This window comes from Flavobacterium sp. MAHUQ-57, from assembly GCF_051908335.1.
GTDB lineage: Bacteria > Bacteroidota > Bacteroidia > Flavobacteriales > Flavobacteriaceae > Flavobacterium.
The window spans coordinates 564,921-581,301 of record NZ_JBPZTE010000007.1 but is presented as its reverse complement, the minus strand read 5'-3'; the positions used below and the strand labels follow the sequence as shown (position 1 = coordinate 581,301).

Here is a 16,381-nt window from a genome sequence, read left to right as displayed (position 1 = left end):
TTTGATTTTGATGTTTCAAAGATATTTAGAATTAACAAATTTTTACCAAGTCCTTAATAATAAATTGGGAGGGCTCACGACTATTTTTACAACGTAATCTGACGAGTATGAGAATAGTTTTGCTTTTTTTGATGGTTAGTTCAATGGCTTTTTCGCAGCAATTGTTGAAAGGAAAGGTGGTTTTGGATGTTCCAACTATGAATAAGGTTTATATTGTGAATTATTCCAACAAAAAAGAAACCGTTGCCAATGAACAAGGTTATTTTAAGATCTTGGCTCAGCCAAAAGATACACTTATTGTGTCTGGAATCAATATTAAAGGCAGGCAAATTATTTTGAAGTCCAATGATTTTTCCGAGGATTTATTTTTTGTAAAATTGAAACAACTTCCTTACGTTTTGGATGAAGTTATTGTTCAAAACTATCCGCGTATAAATGCTGTAGATTTGGGTATAATTTCCAGTTCTACAAAAACGTATACACCTGCAGAGCGAAAACTTAAAGCGGCTAGTGGATTGGCATTGACTGGAAATACGGATGGTACAACCGGAGGGTCATTTGGTTTAGATCCTTTGTTTAATGTACTTTCTGGGCGAACAGCTATGCTGGAAAAAGAATTGGAGGTTGAAATTAAAGAAAAGCTACAGCGAAAATTGGAGCAGCTGTTTTCGGAAAAATTTTATACAGAAACATTGAAACTTCCCGAGGAATATATTAAAGGATTTGTGATTTATGTTCTAGATGATCAAAATTTAATGAGATTGTTACAAGCAAAAAAGAGTAAATTAGTCGAAAATTTGCTCAAAGAAAAAGTGATGCAATATTTACAAATAATCAATGCCAGTGAATAACTATACAATACTTTTTTTGTTTTTGGTTCAAAGTTTATTTTCGCAATCTGTTTTGAAAGGGAAAGTGATTTCTGAAGTTAATCCGGATGGGATAACAGTAGTTAACTTTATGACAAAGTCCACTGTAGTGACAGCAAATGGTGGTTTTTTCTCTATCGAAGCCTCTTCGGGTGATATTTTAATTGTAACATCAAAAAATATCGAGGGAATGCAAATTCGATTGGATGCGAATTCTTTCAAAAAGGAGATTTTGAATATTCTGGTGAAGGCCAAAGCGAATGAGTTGGACGAAATTCAAATCAAATCGATTTCAGCAAAATCTTTAGGCGTGGTATCTAAAAATGTTAAAGAATATACTCCTGCAGAACGAAAACTAAAAGCGGCAGGGAAATTGAAGTGGTATAGTCCATTGTTAATCCCTTTAGGCGGAATGAGTGTTGATGGATTGATCAATCAAGTAAGTGGAAGGACAAATCAGTTAAAAAAGGAGTTGGCTGTTGAGAGAAAAGAGTTGCTTTTGCTTAAATTGGACGAAATGTATGACGAACATTTCTATGGTGAAACGCTTCAAATTCCACAGGAGTATATCAAAGGATTTCAAATTTACGCATTGGATAATGTAAAAATGGTAGAGGCTGTAAAGGCAAAAAATAAAACTTTGGTAACATTTTTGATTGGAGATATTGCAAACGAATATAAAAAATTGATATCAAACGATAATAAATAGTCGGGTATGAAGAAGAAAGGGTTTAAAATAGGAGTAATCTGTATTTTGTTTGTCGTATTGTCTTCATTTGCAATGCATAAATTTTACGTGTCAATATATCAGATAAATTATGCTCAAGATAAAAAGATGCTTCAAATCACTTCTAGAATTTTTGTAGACGATTTGAATTCAATTTTGAAAATAAAATACAATCAAAAGACGAATTTGGGCGAGCCAAATGAATCGGAGAATGATATCGAGTTGATGAAAAAATATATTTCCCAAAATTTTATAATTAAAATAAACGGAAAGCCAAAAGCAGTTGCTTTGGTCAATAAAGAAATGGAAGGGAATGTGCTTATTTGCTATTACAGCATAAAAGATATTTCAAAAATTAAATCGTTGGAAATCTATAATGCTGTGCTGCATGATTATGTTGAAGATCAGCAAAATATCATCCAGACAACGCTCTATGGGAAGAAACAAAGTTTCCTTTTTACACCCGGAAATGCCAAAGGTTTGTTAAAACCATAGTCAAAAAGTAGTGTGGTTTGAAAAAATAATTATTTTTAGCTCCCAAATTGTATTTCGGTCATGAAGAATTTTAAATTTTTAGCAGTAATCCTATCCTTTTCAGGTTTGGTAACGGCTCAGGAACAAGGTCAGTCAAAGCCTAAGCAAGAAGGGCATACTGATACAAGTAAATTCCGTCAAATGTATGATTTGATGGCAACGCCAAACATGTATCGCACAGCTTCTGGGGCTCCTGGTTCTGAATATTATCAGCAAAGAGCTGATTATAAGATAGATATCGAGTTGGATGATAAAAATGCTCGTTTGTCTGGGGTCGAGACGATTACGTATACCAATAATGCCAAAGAGTCTTTGGATTATCTATGGGTGCAATTAGATCAAAACTTGTTTGCTAAAACATCAAAAACGCCATTGGTTCGCAGTGAACGTATTGAGCCGGCACTTAGCGCAGCTGCTTTCTCGAGAACTTATATGGAAGAGAAGTTCGATGGCGGATTTAAAATTGATTATGTTAAAGATGCATTAGGACAACCGGTTTCGTATGCGGTTAATGAAACCATGATGCGCATCAATTTGAAAACTCCTTTGGCGAAAGGTCAGAAGTTTGTGTTTTCAATCAAATGGTGGTACAATATTGGGAATTACATGGTTGATGGAGGGCGTTCAGGATATGAGCAGTTCAAGGATGGCAACCGTTTGTATATCTTAGCCCAGTTTTTTCCAAGAATGGCTGTCTACAACGATGTGGAAGGTTGGCAAAACATGCAATTCTGGGGACAAGGTGAATTCGCTTTGCCATTTGGAAACTACGAAGTAAATATTACTGTTCCAGCTGACCATATTATGGAAGCTACCGGGACTTTGCAAAATAGAGCAGAGGTAATTTCACCTGCTCAATACCAACGTTATTTATTGGCAGAAAAAACATTCGATAAGCCAGTAATTATTGCAACTCAGGCGGAAGCCGTTGAAAGAGAAAAAGCATGGTCTGATAAAAAGAAAACATGGAGATTCAAAGCGGAAAATGTACGTGATTTTGGAATTTCTACTTCAAGAAAATTCATTTGGGATGCTATGGCTGTGAAACTGGGTGAAAAAACGGTAATGGCTACTTCTGTTTATCCGAAAGAAGGTAATCCTCTGTGGGAACAATATTCAACACGAGCTGTTGCGCATACGTTAAAAAGTTATTCTAGTCGTACATTTGACTATCCTTACCCTAAAGCAGTTTCTGTAAATGCGCAGGATCAAGGGATGGAATATCCAATGATTTGTTGGAATTTCGGTCGTCCAGATGAAAATGGTGTGGTTTCTGACCGTGTGAAATACGGGATGTTGGGTGTGATTATCCATGAAGTAGGCCACAATTTCTTCCCAATGATTGTAAACTCTGATGAACGTCAATGGACTTGGATGGACGAAGGTCTGAATACCTTCTTGGAATATTTGGCTGAAATTGAATTCGATCCTAATTTCCCTATAGACAGAGGTCCGGCTAAATTGATTGTGCCTTATATGAGTGGTGATCAGAATTTTATTGAGCCGATTATGTCAAACTCAGAAGTAATCAAACAATTTGGAAACAATGCGTATGGTAAGCCTGCCACAGGATTGAATATTTTACGCGAAACTATTATGGGACGTGAATTGTTTGATCATGCATTCAAAACGTACGCTAATCGTTGGAAATTCAAACATCCAACTCCTGAAGATTTCTTTAGAACAATGGAAGATGCATCAGGTGTAGATTTGGATTGGTTCTGGAGAGGTTGGTTCTATACTACAGATTATAATGATATCGGGATTAAAGAAGTGAAGCAGTTCTATGTGTCGAATGACGCTCCTGCTAATTTTCAGGCACAACAAACTAACAGACGTAACCGATTTAGAAATTCGGGGCCGTTAGTGTATATGGTGGACAGTGCAAGCTCAGATATGAAGCCAGAAAATAAAAAGGAATTGGATGTAAAAGAAGTTAAAACATTAGATGATTACTTGGTGTCTAACTTTAGTGAAACGGAAAGAGCAAAATTGCAATCTCCAAAGTATTTTTATCAGGTGACTTTTGATAAGCCAGGAGGTTTAGTGATGCCTTTGATTGTTGAAATTACGTATGAAGATGGTACCAAAGAAAATCATAAGTTCCCAGTGCAAATTTGGTTGAAAAACGATAAAGAAGTATCTAGAATTTTTGCTACCAATAAAGTGATTAAAAAAATCATGGTAGATCCAAAAGAAGAAACAGCTGATATTGATGTGACTAACAATAGTTGGCCAAAAGAAGAAGTGAAATCAAAATTTGAATAAATTTCATCACAATGCATAACTTGTCATTAGGGAATAGGAAAGTTCTTAATGACAAGTTTTTTTATTATATTTTTACATTTAGGAGTTAAATTCTGTTTAACTTTGTAACACAAAACTTTGTAAGTCTAAAGAAATGTTTGGAATAGGAGGAGGCGAATTAATCTTAATTATATTCATCGCATTGATGTTGTTTGGATCTGAAAAGATTCCTGATATTGCACGTGCCTTAGGTAAAGGTATGGCACAACTTAAAAATGCCACTAACGAAATTAAATCGGAAATTCAACGCAGTGCTGATAACAATGAGTTGGCTTCGTTAACACGTGATTTTAATCGCGAAGTAGAACAGGTTAAAGGAGGATTTGATAAAATTGTTGATGAAGAAACGAAGAAGTTAACGGGTGATAATAATCCCCTTGATATTACTTCTGAAATCAATGAAGTAAAAGAGAATTTTGACGATTTGACCGGACCTATTAAACGCCAAATGTAATCTTGGAAAAAATCATTCATTTAGATAAAGAACTTCTTGTTTTTCTTAACGGATTAGGTTCAGAGCCCTTTGATGGTTTCTGGCTGTTAATTACCAAACAGTTGCATTGGTCACCTATATTTTTGTTGGTATTCTATTTTCTGCAAAAAAAAATCGGTTGGAAAAATTTCGGTATTGTGATTTTGGTACTAACACTCTTAATTGTCTTTACCGACCAGGTAACGAATTTGGTTAAAAATTCAGTACAAAGGCTACGTCCCTGTAATGATCTTGAGATCAATTCAATAATTAGAATTGTAAAAAGTAGTAGTACCTATAGTTATTTCTCTGGGCACGCGGCTAATTCGATGGCAAGCACCGTTTTCATGTTTGCATTGATGAGAAAATACTACCGTTACGCGTTTCTGTTGTTTTTATTTCCGTTAATTTTTGCTTACAGTAGAATTTATTTGGGGTTGCATTTTCCTGGCGATATTCTTTCGGGCTATCTTTTCGGAATATTTTCCGGTTATACTTTCTATCGTTTGTATTTGATTATTTTACAAAAATATTTTCCTGAATTATAATACACGGCTAACGGTTAACCCATCTCTAATAGGTAATAAAACCGTTTCAACTCTTGGGTCGGTTTTTAATAGTTCGTTGTATTCCAGTAAGATTTTGGTGCTTTTATCATTGGCTTTAATCTCGCCAAGAATTTTTCCGCTCCAAAGAACGTTGTCAGACAAAATCACGCCGCCTTTATTCATCATCGGAACAATCATCTCAAAATAATTGATGTAATTTTCTTTGTCGGCATCAATGAAAACCAAATCGAATTTTTTGTTCAAATCGGGAATGATATCCAAGGCATTGCCTAAGTGTTGGTGAATTTGATTTGACCATGCGGATTGATCGAAATACTTCTTTTGAAAATCGAATAGTTCTTCGTTGTTGTCTATAGTATCTAAAGTGCCGTGTTCAGGTAATCCTTCAGCTAAACACAAAGCAGCGTATCCGGTGTAAGTTCCAATTTCCAGAATCGTTGTTGGTCGTATTAATTTGGAAAGCATGCTCAAAACTCTTCCCTGAAAATGACCACTCAACATACGCGGTTGTAAAATTTTCTGATGGGTTTCTTTGTTCAAGCGGACTAATAATTCCGGTTCGTTTTCACTATGATTGGCTACATAGTTTTCTAATTCTTCAGAAATGAAATGCATAGGATATATATTACTACTGCGAAATTACGAATTCCGAATGGACTATATAAAAAAAGAGCAGAATCTTTGTAATTCTGCTCTCTCTATTTATTTAACCAAAGTATCAATTATTTTGTGAACTGGTAATATTGCTTTTGAATATTCAATTGTAGGTCCGGCAACCCACACCGTTTTGTAAGTTGCTTCTGTTGCAGCTTTGGTTACAGCATTATTGCCTATCATAAAACGGATCAATTTGGCCCATTTTTTTAATCGTTTGTTGGTGTTTAAAAAGCGTTCCAACCAGTTTAATTTGGTGCCGATTTTTTGTACATAAGGAGTATTAATAACTGTACATGGTGTGCCGGATATTTTTTCGGTCATAACAATGTCTTTGGCGCCATAATCAACACATGCTTGTTTGTATTCCTGTGAAACTTTGGCTTCTTCGGATGGAATGAATAAACTGCCAATAGAAACTCCTACAGCACCCGCATTCAGCATTTTATCTACGTCGGCTTTGCAACCAACACCTCCAGCTGAAATAACCGGTAAAGTAGTTTGTTCGTCCAATAATCGGATTAAATCCTCAGGTGCTATATTACCCCTGTGACCACCCGCCAGATTATTGACTGCGATAAGTGCATCGGCTTTCAAACTTTCTACTTTTTTAGCAAAACTTAAATCGGTTACATCACAAAATACTTTAACACCTGCTTTATGTGCTTCTTTGATGGTTTCTTCGGGACTTCCAAGAGAAGTAATTATGAAATCGACTTTCTCTTCGCACAATACGCGTAGCTGTTCTTTGTATTTGATGTTCGATTTGTTTACAATCAGATTAAAACCAAAACTACCACCCGCTGGTTTGGCGTCTTTTAATTCGGTTATTGCGGCTTTCAATTCGTCGAGTGTTCTATAGTTTAAAGCGGGAATACAACCTGCTACGCCAGCTTTCATGCCTTCGATTACCATGGCGGTATTGGATACCAAAAACATGGGAGCCATTATGATAGGATGCTTTATTTGTAATAATTCAGTTAATGTTGGTTTCATAGGGTAACTTTTTTCAAATATACTAAAAAAATAGTATGCGCGCATATAAATTTATTATTGCGGAAATACTTTTATCTTTGCAGCATGCAAACGGAGAAGAAAGATATTAGAGCGCTTACAAAAGAGCAATTACGTGAATTTTTTACATCGAACGGAGACAAGGCGTTTCGTGGAAATCAGGTGTACGAATGGTTATGGCAAAAACACGCCCATACTTTTGAAGATATGACCAATATTTCGAAAGAAACACGAGCTATGCTTGAGGCTAATTTTGTAATCAATCACATCAAAGTAGATACGATGCAACGCAGTAGTGACGGTACTGTGAAAAATGCAGTTCGTTTGCATGACGATTTAGTGGTAGAGTCTGTTTTGATTCCAACCGAAACCAGAACAACAGCCTGTGTTTCTAGTCAGGTGGGATGTAGCTTGGATTGTAATTTTTGTGCTACAGCTCGATTGAAACGAATGCGTAATCTGAATCCGGATGAAATTTATGATCAGGTGGCTGCTATTGATGCGGAAAGTCGTTTGTATTACAATCGTCCCCTTTCCAATATTGTTTTCATGGGAATGGGTGAGCCGTTGATGAATTATCCGAATGTGATGAAAGCCATAGATAAGATTACTTCACCCGAAGGATTAGGAATGTCGCCTAAGCGTATTACCGTATCGACTTCCGGAGTTTCGAAGATGATAAAAAAAATGGCTGATGACGAAGTGAAATTCAAACTGGCGGTTTCTTTGCATTCGGCAATTGAAGAAACCAGAAATCAGATTATGCCTTTCACCAAAAGTTTTCCTTTGCCAGAATTGAGAGAAGCTTTGGAGTATTGGTATAGAAAAACCAAAAGTAAAGTTACTTACGAATATGTGGTATGGAAAGGAATCAATGATGATAAAAAGTCAATTGATGCTTTAGTGAAATTTTGCAAATATGTACCTTGTAAAGTGAATTTGATTGAATACAACCCAATTGATGATGGTGAATTCCAACAAGCTGCACCAGAAGTAATCGATGCGTATATCAAAGCGCTAGAATCAAGTGGAATTGTCGCTAAAGTGCGTCGAAGCCGTGGAAAGGATATTGACGCAGCCTGCGGTCAGTTAGCGAATAAAGAAACATAAAAAAATCCCACCAATGTGGGATTTTTTATTTTTAAATAGTTTTGGTTTTATTAATTGCCAATAACAATTGTGTAGGCTACACCGTCTATGGTTAAAACGGCGGTATTGTCACATTCTCCAGCGCCATAATCTAAAGTAGCTGTGTGGTTATTTCTTGTAAATGTAATTACTCCTTCAACTAGTAGTGGTTTGTGTAATGCTGCACAACTCATTTTGATAATTAACGGATGCTGATTGCTGATCGTTGCCGTTTGAACACTTGTGTTAGGGAAAGTTGTAGTCCAACTTCCGGTTATTTTATACACATTGTTGGTCCAATCATTATCTCCATATCCTGAAACAAATTCTCTTACTCTTTGACCAACTCTTCTGAAAGTACGATTGTCAGGGAATGTAGCAGTCATGTCCATGTTCATGGTGATTACTGGAAGGCTAGGAGTGTTTGTTGTAGCGGCAGTCATTGTTCTTGTGAATGACTTGTTTCCATTAAATTTGATTTGATTGTGATAGAAGTTTACAAATTCGTAATTGATTGTGTGTGTTGTTGCATTCGGTTGGTAAATGAAAGTGATGATGATTTTTCCTTTTAGTACGTTTCCGTTCGCTAAAGTACATCCATCACCGAAATCGATTGTTTTTGTAACCGTTGTGCCAGGTGTAATCGCGGTTCCAAAAGCAGGAACTCTGGTAATGGTAGCGCAAGTTGAAAGGGCGGAACCTGGAGAGTCAATAGAACGTCCATCTGTGCTGTTGGCGTAGGTTTTTGCTTCTTGTTCTGCAACAATATCTGCAATATCATCATTAGCAAAATCAATTTTTGCATTAACAGCTACTTCATCGGCTGTGATCGGTGTGTTTTGATTTTCTGTGCTTTCTTCTTTTGTACAGCTAAAAAAAGCGAGAGACAAAAGAGTGGTCAAGATTAAAATTTTAGCTTTCATAATTTAAGAATTTTTTAAGATTTGAGAATAAGACAATTATAATGCCAAAAGGTTTAATCAAATATAAAAAAATAGTTGGATTTTGAAAGTTTTGAACTTAAATACTATCTTTGGCTTTCGATGGATATTACTTCGCAAATAAAAAAACCAATACTTGAAGAAATGGAACTTTTTGAAAAAAAGTTTCATAATTCGATGTCTTCCAAAGTAGCGCTTTTAAATAGAATCACTTACTATATAGTTAACCGGAAAGGAAAGCAAATGCGTCCAATGTTTGTTTTCTTGACAGCCAAGATGATTTCTGGTGGTGAAGTATTGGAAAGAACCTATCGTGGCGCGTTGGTTATCGAACTGATTCATACGGCAACCTTAGTACATGATGATGTGGTTGATGATAGTAACCGTCGTCGCGGATTTTTCTCCATCAATGCGCTTTGGAAAAATAAAATTGCAGTTTTGGTTGGTGATTATCTTTTATCCAAAGGTTTGCTGCTTTCTATTGACAACGGAGATTTTGATTTACTGCGTATTATTTCAGTAGCGGTTCGCGAAATGAGTGAAGGAGAATTGCTTCAGATTGAAAAGGCACGCCGTCTGGATATTACCGAAGAAGTGTATTATGAAATCATTCGTCAGAAAACAGCAACATTGATCGCCGCTTGTTGTTCATTAGCTGCCTGCTCTGTTAAACCAGACGATACAGAACTGACCGAACGCATGCGGAAATTCGGAGAACTTATTGGTATGGCTTTTCAAATCAAAGATGATTTATTCGATTATTCAGATGAAGCAATCGGTAAGCCTACAGGAATTGATATCAAAGAACAGAAAATGACGTTGCCTTTAATCCATGTTCTAAATAATTGTTCTGAAAAGGATAAGAAATGGTTGATCAATTCAATTAAAAACCATAATAAGGATAAAAAGCGTGTCAAAGAGGTTATCGCTTTCGTAAAAAACAACAACGGTTTGGCATATGCCGAACAAAAAATGATTCAATTTCAGAAAGAAGCACTACAATTGATTGAATCTTTTCCAAATTCTTCTTACAAAGAAGCCTTGATTTTAATGGTGAATTACGTGATTGAAAGAAAAAAATAAACTTTTTTTTCAACCCCATGCAACCATTTTGAATCGAGATTCGTCTATGCTAATAGAACCGCTAATTAATGCATGTTATTTTTTTCGGTTGCTAAAAGTAAACAAACTAAAAAACAATTTTGAAAGTAATTGATTTACATCAGGAAGAAAAACGAATAATCGATTTGGCTGTCGAAAATAATCGACAGGCTCAACATCAGATTTATTCCAAGTATTCGCCGAAAATGCTGAGTGTTTGCAGGCAGTATGTAAAAGATTTGCACGAAGCGGAAGATGTAATGATTACCGCATTTATGAAAGTCTTTACTAATCTGAAGCATTTTGAACACAAAGGAAGCTTTGAAGGTTGGATCCGAAGAATAATTATTAACGAATGCATTTCGTACATACGGGTTCAAAAACAAATGAAGTTCATTGATGATGAGTCGTATTTTGATGAGGTGGTCAACGATATCGAAAACCAACTTTCTCTGGATGAAATACAGTACTTGATTGATAGTTTGCCTGATGGCTATAAAATGGTTTTCAATTTGAATGTCATTGAAGGATATAAGCATCATGAAATTGCTCAAATGTTGGGAATTAATGAAGGAACTTCAAAATCACAATTGTCTCACGCTAGAAAAATGCTGACGGAACAAATCAACAAATTAAATAAGTACAGCAATGGAACCGAATAAATTAGAAAATCAAATTAGAGAAAAGCTGGAAGAAAGAGAAATCATGCCTTCAGCGCAATCTTGGGACAGATTGGATGCGATGCTTTCAGTTCAGGAAGAGAAAAAAGGCAGAAAAGGGTTGCCATGGTTGTCTTTAGCGGCTAGCTTTTTAGTGTTGTCAGGTTTGGGTTATTTTTTCGTGAATCCTACACAAAAAAATGAGATGGATTTGCAAGGCGAGCCTGTAGTGTTTGAAACATTTCAGAATGCATCGGATACAGAAACAAAAAAGGAGAATGTTCAGTCTAATAGCAGTTTGACTAACAAAACGGAGAAAAGTTATGTTGAAGTAGTTCAGGAAGTGAATTCTATCTCCCAAAAATCAAATATAGATAGACATTTAAATAAAAATAATCCCGAGAAAGTAGAACAGTCAATAGCAAGTTCTGAACCAACACCGAAAGAAGCCAAGAATTCAGTAGAGCAGGAAAAGCTACAAATTATTCAAAAACAAGAGGCGAATCCTGAATCTTTGTTGGCACAAGTAGAAAAACCAAATATTGACACCAAATCAAGAGTGAAAGTGAGTGCAAGAAGCCTGCTTTCACAAGTTGACGGGGAAATTGAATTGACTTTCCGTCAGAAAGTATTACGTACCATAAAAAAGAATTACGAAGAAACAAAAGAAGCCATCGCTAACAGAAATCTAGAAGAATCATCAAATCATTAATTATAAAAACGAACAGTCATTATGAAAAATTGTATTATCTATTTGGCAATCTTTGCCGTAACTACTATTGCCAAAACGTATGGGCAGGAAACATTTGAACAAAAGGCGAAAGCTATTGCTAATCGTATCGAGAAAATTACAAAAGATGAAAAAGCCTTTTTGAAAGATCAAGTAGAATTGGTTAATCGTGAATTTGAAAAGGGAACTATTACATGGGAGCAGGCCGATGAGAAAAAAATCAAATTAGCAGAAACTGTGGCAGCACGAATTGAGGAAAGAGTGGCTGTTGAAGAACAAATGTTGGCTGATTTAGTACAACAAAAAGTAGAAGGAAGAATCACTTCTTTGGATACGGTAAAAAGATCCGGGAAGACTTATGGAAAAGGAATTAAATTAGTGGTTGGCGGAAAAGATACAATCCAATATTTGCAAAAAAGAACTACGTCGCAACTGGTTTTCGCAACGGGAGTGAATAATTTGGTAACCGATGGAGCTGTTGCGCATTCCGATTTCAGGTATTGGGGTTCTCATTTTTATGAGTTGGGTTGGACGTACAACACCCGAATTTTTAAAAACAATAATTTATTGCATTTCAAATACGGTTTGTCTTTACAATATAACAATCTTCGTCCAACAGACAACAGGTATTTTGTTGAAAATGGAAATCAAACCAATCTGCAAGCGGCTTCAATTAATTTAAAAGATTCCAGATTACGTAATGTGAATTTAGTACTACCATTGTATTTGGAGTTTGATGCCTCTCCGAAAACTATGGATAAGGATAAGGCGGTTTATAAAATTCATCAAAGTTTCCGATTTGGTTTGGGTGGTTTTGTAGGAGCGAATTTGAAAACCAAACAAATTGTAAAATATGATGACGAGTTTGGAAATTCTGTAACTTCAAAGACCAAAGGTGATTTTAATGTGAACGATTTTGTTTATGGTTTGGGAGCCTATATCGGTCACAAGGGCACAAGTTTGTACGTAAAATACGACATGAATCCATTGTTCAATAAAAATTTAGTAGATCAGAATAATATTTCTTTAGGGGTTCGATTCGATATGAATTAATTTTATTTGTCAGTTATTTCGTAAGTGTTCTCAATATGAGAGCACTTATTTGTTTTTTAAAATAATTTATTGGCACAATATTTGGTTGGTTATCAAAGTGTAAAATTAACTTGTGCTATTTTGTGTATTCAAATTGGAATATTACATTTGTAGTTCGCTAAAAAAATAAATAACCTAAAAAAGGCCCTAAATGAGAACTAAATTATTACTTATTTTGTTGACTGCTTTTTCAGCGGTGAATGCGCAAAATGCGCGAGGTATCTATGGAGAACCTAACTGGTTTAACGGATGGACTAACTTCAAGCCCAAGCAAGCTGAATACAATCAGCCGTCTCAAATTTTAACGGGTGTCATTTCTCAAAATACAACTCTTAAGAAAACAACCTATTTAATCATGGGAACTGTTTATGTTGCAAATAATGTGACTTTAACAATTGAGCCAGGTGCCGTTTTAAGAGGAGATCATGATACAAATGGTACTCTAGTAATAACTAAAGGAGGAAGAATGGTTGCAGAAGGAACTGTTACAGATCCAATTGTTTTTACTTCAAGCAAAGGAACAGCTGACAGAAAACCAGGTGACTGGGGTGGTGTGATTCTATACGGTGATGCTCCATTGAATAGATTAGGAGGAGTTATTTCATCGATTTATGATCCTAATCCATTGTACAATGTTTTCGGAGGTAATAATGAAAATAATGATGCAGGTAGTTTAAAATACGTGCGTATCGAGTTTGCTGGAAAAAAACTGAATGAAAAAACCATGTTAAACGGTTTGACTCTAGGTGCAGTTGGTAAAAAGACTAAAATTGAATACGTTCAAATTAGCTATGCTAAAGATGATGCATTAGAAATCATTGGAGGTAGTATCGATATGAATAATATTATTTCTTTTAGAAATGCGGATGACGATTTCGACTACTCAATGGGAACACAAAGTATAGTGACTAATTCAGTTATTATCAGAAACCCATTCATCTCTGATAATACACGTTCAAGATGTTTCGAAATTGATTCTTACGATAAAGTAGAGAACTTTGATCCTTCAAAAAAGAAAACGATTGTAAAATTGCAAAACGTAACTATGGTCAATAATGAGGAAAATTCAATGGGCTTAGTGAAAGAAGCAATTTCATTAAAATCGGAATCGTTCTTAGAAATGGACAAATGTGTGGTAGTTGGATTTGAAAGTTTCTTGGCTTTAGATGATAAATACTTAGATCCTAAAGAATTCGTGAAAATTAAAATAACAAACTCATCAATTGATAGTTGTAATTCAATTGTTTCTAACGAAGCGTTGTTCAAAGCAGAAGTGCCTTCTAATTGGTTTTCGCAAACAGATAAAATGAACTTGATTTCAAACAGTGGAATTTTAAATTTATTTTATAGTAACAACGTAAATAAAAAGCCGGATTTTCGTTTGAAATAAAAAATACGGGTTTAAAAAATATAAAAGTGCTTCATGAGGAAGCACTTTTTCTTTTTATGATAAATCCTCTTTTTTTAGTTCGTATATTTGAACCCTATTTTGCATATACAATGATTTCCAAGAGTACCATAGATGCTGTGTTTGAAACCGCCCGTGTTGAGGAGGTTATTGGTGATTTCGTACAACTCAAAAGAGCGGGAAGTAATTTTAAAGGTTTGAGTCCTTTTTCCGATGAAAAGTCGCCATCGTTTATGGTTTCACCTGTAAAACAAATTTGGAAAGATTTCAGTTCTGGTAAAGGAGGGAATGCAGTTACTTTTGTAATGGAACACGAGCATTTTTCTTTTCCTGAAGCCATTCGGTACCTAGCCAAAAAATACAACATTGAAATTGAAGAAACGGTTCAAACTGCCGAAGATGTGGCGGAGGCCAATGAAAAGGAAAGTATGTATCTGGTTTCTGAATTCGCTCAGAAATATTTTCAAAATTCAATGCTGAGCTCCGATGAAGGTCAGGCTATTGGATTGTCCTATTTTAAAGAAAGAGGTTTTTCTTCAGAGACTATTAAGAAATTTGGATTAGGTTATTCTTCTGAAAATTGGGATGCTTTTACCAAAGAGGCATTAGGACAAGGGTATAAGTTGGAATACTTAGAAAAAGTAGGTTTGACTATTTTGAGAGAAGATGGTAGGCATTTTGATCGTTTCAAAGGACGAGTGATGTTTCCTATTCAAAGTATGTCTGGACGAGTTTTAGGATTTGGAGGTCGAATTTTGACCAACGATAAAAAAGCTGCAAAATACTTGAATTCTCCCGAAAGTGAGATTTATCATAAAAGCAAAGTGTTGTATGGTATTTACCATGCCAAACAAGCGATTGCAAAATTAGATAATTGTTATTTGTGTGAAGGATATACTGATGTGATTCAAATGCATCAGGCAGGTATTGAAAATGTTGTTTCTTCTTCCGGTACAGCTTTGACACCTGATCAGATTCGTTTGATAAACAGATTGACCAAAAATATCACGGTGCTTTTTGATGGTGATGCGGCGGGTTTAAGAGCTTCTATTCGAGGAATCGATTTGATTTTGGAAGAAGGAATGAATGTCAAAGTATGTACGTTTCCTGACGGCGATGACCCGGATAGTTTTGCCAAAAAAACGCCACACGATGAGTTGATGCGCTATTTGGATGAAAATGCAATGGATTTCATTCAGTTCAAGGCTTCTTTGTTAATGAAAGATGCGAAGAATGATCCCATTAAAAAAGCAGAGTTGATTCGTGATATGGTCATTAGTATTTCTAAAATTCCGGACCGAATTAAACGGGAAGTGTATATTCAGGAATGTGCCCGAATTATGGATATTTCCGAAGAAGTTCTTTTCAATACGTTGGCGCAATTGGTGCAAAAAGATATTTCCGAAGTCAATAAGAAATTCAAACAGGAACAAAAAGCTTTTGAAGTACATAAAACCGAAAATATTGCTGTTAATGCTAAAGTTGATGTGCAGTACATTTTGGAAAGAAAAATTATTGAGTTGTTGCTGCGATATGGTGGTGTTGAAGAGGAATTTAAGGATTCGTATTGGAAGGCAGATGAAGAAGGCGAGTTGAAAAGGGTTGAGGAAAAAACCAAATGTAAAGTATACCAAAGAATTTTTCTTAGTTTGCAAGATGATGAGGTAGAGTTTGTTAACCAAGATTTTAAAGAGATTTATGATAACCTCATGGATTTTTTTAATCAAAACGAGGAATTTAATCTCGAAAAGTATTTAATGGATTTGCCGCCACATATGGCTAGGGAAATTACAAGTATCATTATGGAAGATGAGAAGAATCCATTGAATAACTGGGAGGCGAAAGAAATCTATGTTAAAATGAAAGAGACGACTATCAGTCAAAATGTTACGGAAACGGTGTTGACTTTTAGAAGGTTTCTAATTGATAAGGTTATCAAGGAGATAATGTATAATTTGCCAAAGGAAAGTAATGCAGACAATTCTGAAGTTCTTTCCCTAATTACGGATTATAATAAGCTTTCGAAGGATATTGCTGAAATTTTAGGAAGAGTTGTGATTCCTTATGGTTTCTAGATTTTGAATTGCACTGTGTATCTTGAATGATTGCGTATTATGTTTACTGAGTGTCTAAAAAAAAAGCATCCATTTCCAAAGAAACGGATGCTGATAATGTT

The 16,381-nt window shown here is 35.4% G+C and carries 16 protein-coding genes; 13 read left to right on the top strand and 3 right to left on the bottom strand.

Going from position 1 to position 16,381, the window contains the following annotated elements; genetic code table 11:
* Positions 1–107: 107 nt before the first annotated feature.
* The 6 genes from ACS8MM_RS10660 (at position 108) to ACS8MM_RS10635 (ending at position 5,457) form a co-directional block, all read left to right on the top strand.
* Positions 108–851 carry a hypothetical protein gene (locus ACS8MM_RS10660; protein ID WP_379716492.1) on the top strand — a complete coding sequence of 248 codons (744 nt, stop codon included), beginning with the start codon at positions 108–110 and terminating at the stop codon, positions 849–851.
* The gene (locus ACS8MM_RS10655; protein ID WP_379716489.1) at positions 844–1,578 is read left to right on the top strand and encodes a hypothetical protein; all 735 of its coding nucleotides are present in this window, start codon (positions 844–846) and stop codon (positions 1,576–1,578) included. Before ACS8MM_RS10660 ends, ACS8MM_RS10655 begins: the two co-directional genes overlap by 8 nt.
* 6 nt (positions 1,579–1,584) lie before the next feature.
* The gene (locus ACS8MM_RS10650; RefSeq protein WP_379716486.1) at positions 1,585–2,091 is read left to right on the top strand and encodes a DUF6702 family protein; all 507 of its coding nucleotides are present in this window, start codon (positions 1,585–1,587) and stop codon (positions 2,089–2,091) included.
* 60 nt (positions 2,092–2,151) lie between these two features.
* The gene (locus ACS8MM_RS10645) at positions 2,152–4,398 is read left to right on the top strand and encodes a M1 family metallopeptidase (protein WP_379716483.1); all 2,247 of its coding nucleotides are present in this window, start codon (positions 2,152–2,154) and stop codon (positions 4,396–4,398) included.
* Between the two features lie 133 nt (positions 4,399–4,531).
* Entirely contained in the window at positions 4,532–4,891 is a 360-nt protein-coding gene (locus ACS8MM_RS10640) for a Sec-independent protein translocase subunit TatA/TatB (protein ID WP_379716479.1), read from the top strand.
* Positions 4,891–5,457 (top strand): phosphatase PAP2 family protein, encoded by a 567-nt coding sequence (locus tag ACS8MM_RS10635; protein WP_379718992.1) that lies wholly within the window; start codon positions 4,891–4,893, stop codon positions 5,455–5,457. Before ACS8MM_RS10640 ends, ACS8MM_RS10635 begins: the two co-directional genes overlap by 1 nt.
* Here ACS8MM_RS10635 and ACS8MM_RS10630 read toward each other — a convergent pair.
* Together ACS8MM_RS10630 and ACS8MM_RS10625 are read right to left on the bottom strand one after the other, a co-directional pair.
* The gene (locus ACS8MM_RS10630) at positions 5,452–6,093 is read right to left on the bottom strand and encodes an O-methyltransferase (RefSeq protein ID WP_379716476.1); all 642 of its coding nucleotides are present in this window, start codon (positions 6,091–6,093) and stop codon (positions 5,452–5,454) included. The genes ACS8MM_RS10635 and ACS8MM_RS10630 overlap by 6 nt on opposite strands.
* An 87-nt stretch (positions 6,094–6,180) precedes the next feature.
* Positions 6,181–7,128: an NAD(P)H-dependent flavin oxidoreductase gene (locus ACS8MM_RS10625; RefSeq protein WP_379716473.1), complete on the bottom strand. Its 948-nt coding sequence runs from the start codon at positions 7,126–7,128 to the stop codon at positions 6,181–6,183.
* Positions 7,129–7,212: 84 nt separating this feature from the next.
* Between ACS8MM_RS10625 and rlmN the strand changes: the two genes are divergently transcribed.
* Positions 7,213–8,256: a 23S rRNA (adenine(2503)-C(2))-methyltransferase RlmN gene (gene rlmN / locus ACS8MM_RS10620; protein WP_379716470.1), complete on the top strand. Its 1,044-nt coding sequence runs from the start codon at positions 7,213–7,215 to the stop codon at positions 8,254–8,256.
* 50 nt (positions 8,257–8,306) lie between these two features.
* Here the strand turns inward: rlmN and ACS8MM_RS10615 are convergent, their stop codons facing one another.
* Positions 8,307–9,197, bottom strand: a complete 891-nt coding sequence (locus tag ACS8MM_RS10615; RefSeq protein ID WP_379716467.1) for a hypothetical protein — start codon at positions 9,195–9,197, stop codon at positions 8,307–8,309.
* A gap of 120 nt (positions 9,198–9,317) precedes the next feature.
* Between ACS8MM_RS10615 and ACS8MM_RS10610 the strand changes: the two genes are divergently transcribed.
* From ACS8MM_RS10610 to dnaG, 6 genes are all read left to right on the top strand, one after another.
* Positions 9,318–10,298, top strand: a complete 981-nt coding sequence (locus ACS8MM_RS10610; protein ID WP_379718989.1) for a polyprenyl synthetase family protein — start codon at positions 9,318–9,320, stop codon at positions 10,296–10,298.
* 119 nt (positions 10,299–10,417) lie between these two features.
* On the top strand, positions 10,418–10,978 hold the full coding sequence (locus ACS8MM_RS10605; RefSeq protein ID WP_379716464.1) for an RNA polymerase sigma factor: 561 nt from the start codon (positions 10,418–10,420) through the stop codon (positions 10,976–10,978).
* On the top strand, positions 10,965–11,687 hold the full coding sequence (locus tag ACS8MM_RS10600) for a hypothetical protein (RefSeq protein WP_379716461.1): 723 nt from the start codon (positions 10,965–10,967) through the stop codon (positions 11,685–11,687). Before ACS8MM_RS10605 ends, ACS8MM_RS10600 begins: the two co-directional genes overlap by 14 nt.
* A 21-nt stretch (positions 11,688–11,708) precedes the next feature.
* Positions 11,709–12,758 (top strand): hypothetical protein, encoded by a 1,050-nt coding sequence (locus ACS8MM_RS10595; RefSeq protein ID WP_379716458.1) that lies wholly within the window; start codon positions 11,709–11,711, stop codon positions 12,756–12,758.
* Positions 12,759–12,948: 190 nt separating this feature from the next.
* A complete protein-coding gene (locus ACS8MM_RS10590) occupies positions 12,949–14,187 on the top strand; it encodes a hypothetical protein (protein ID WP_379716455.1) in 1,239 nt (412 codons plus the stop codon).
* 110 nt (positions 14,188–14,297) lie between these two features.
* Positions 14,298–16,280 carry a DNA primase gene (gene dnaG, locus ACS8MM_RS10585; RefSeq protein WP_379716451.1) on the top strand — a complete coding sequence of 661 codons (1,983 nt, stop codon included), beginning with the start codon at positions 14,298–14,300 and terminating at the stop codon, positions 16,278–16,280.
* Positions 16,281–16,381: the final 101 nt, after the last annotated feature.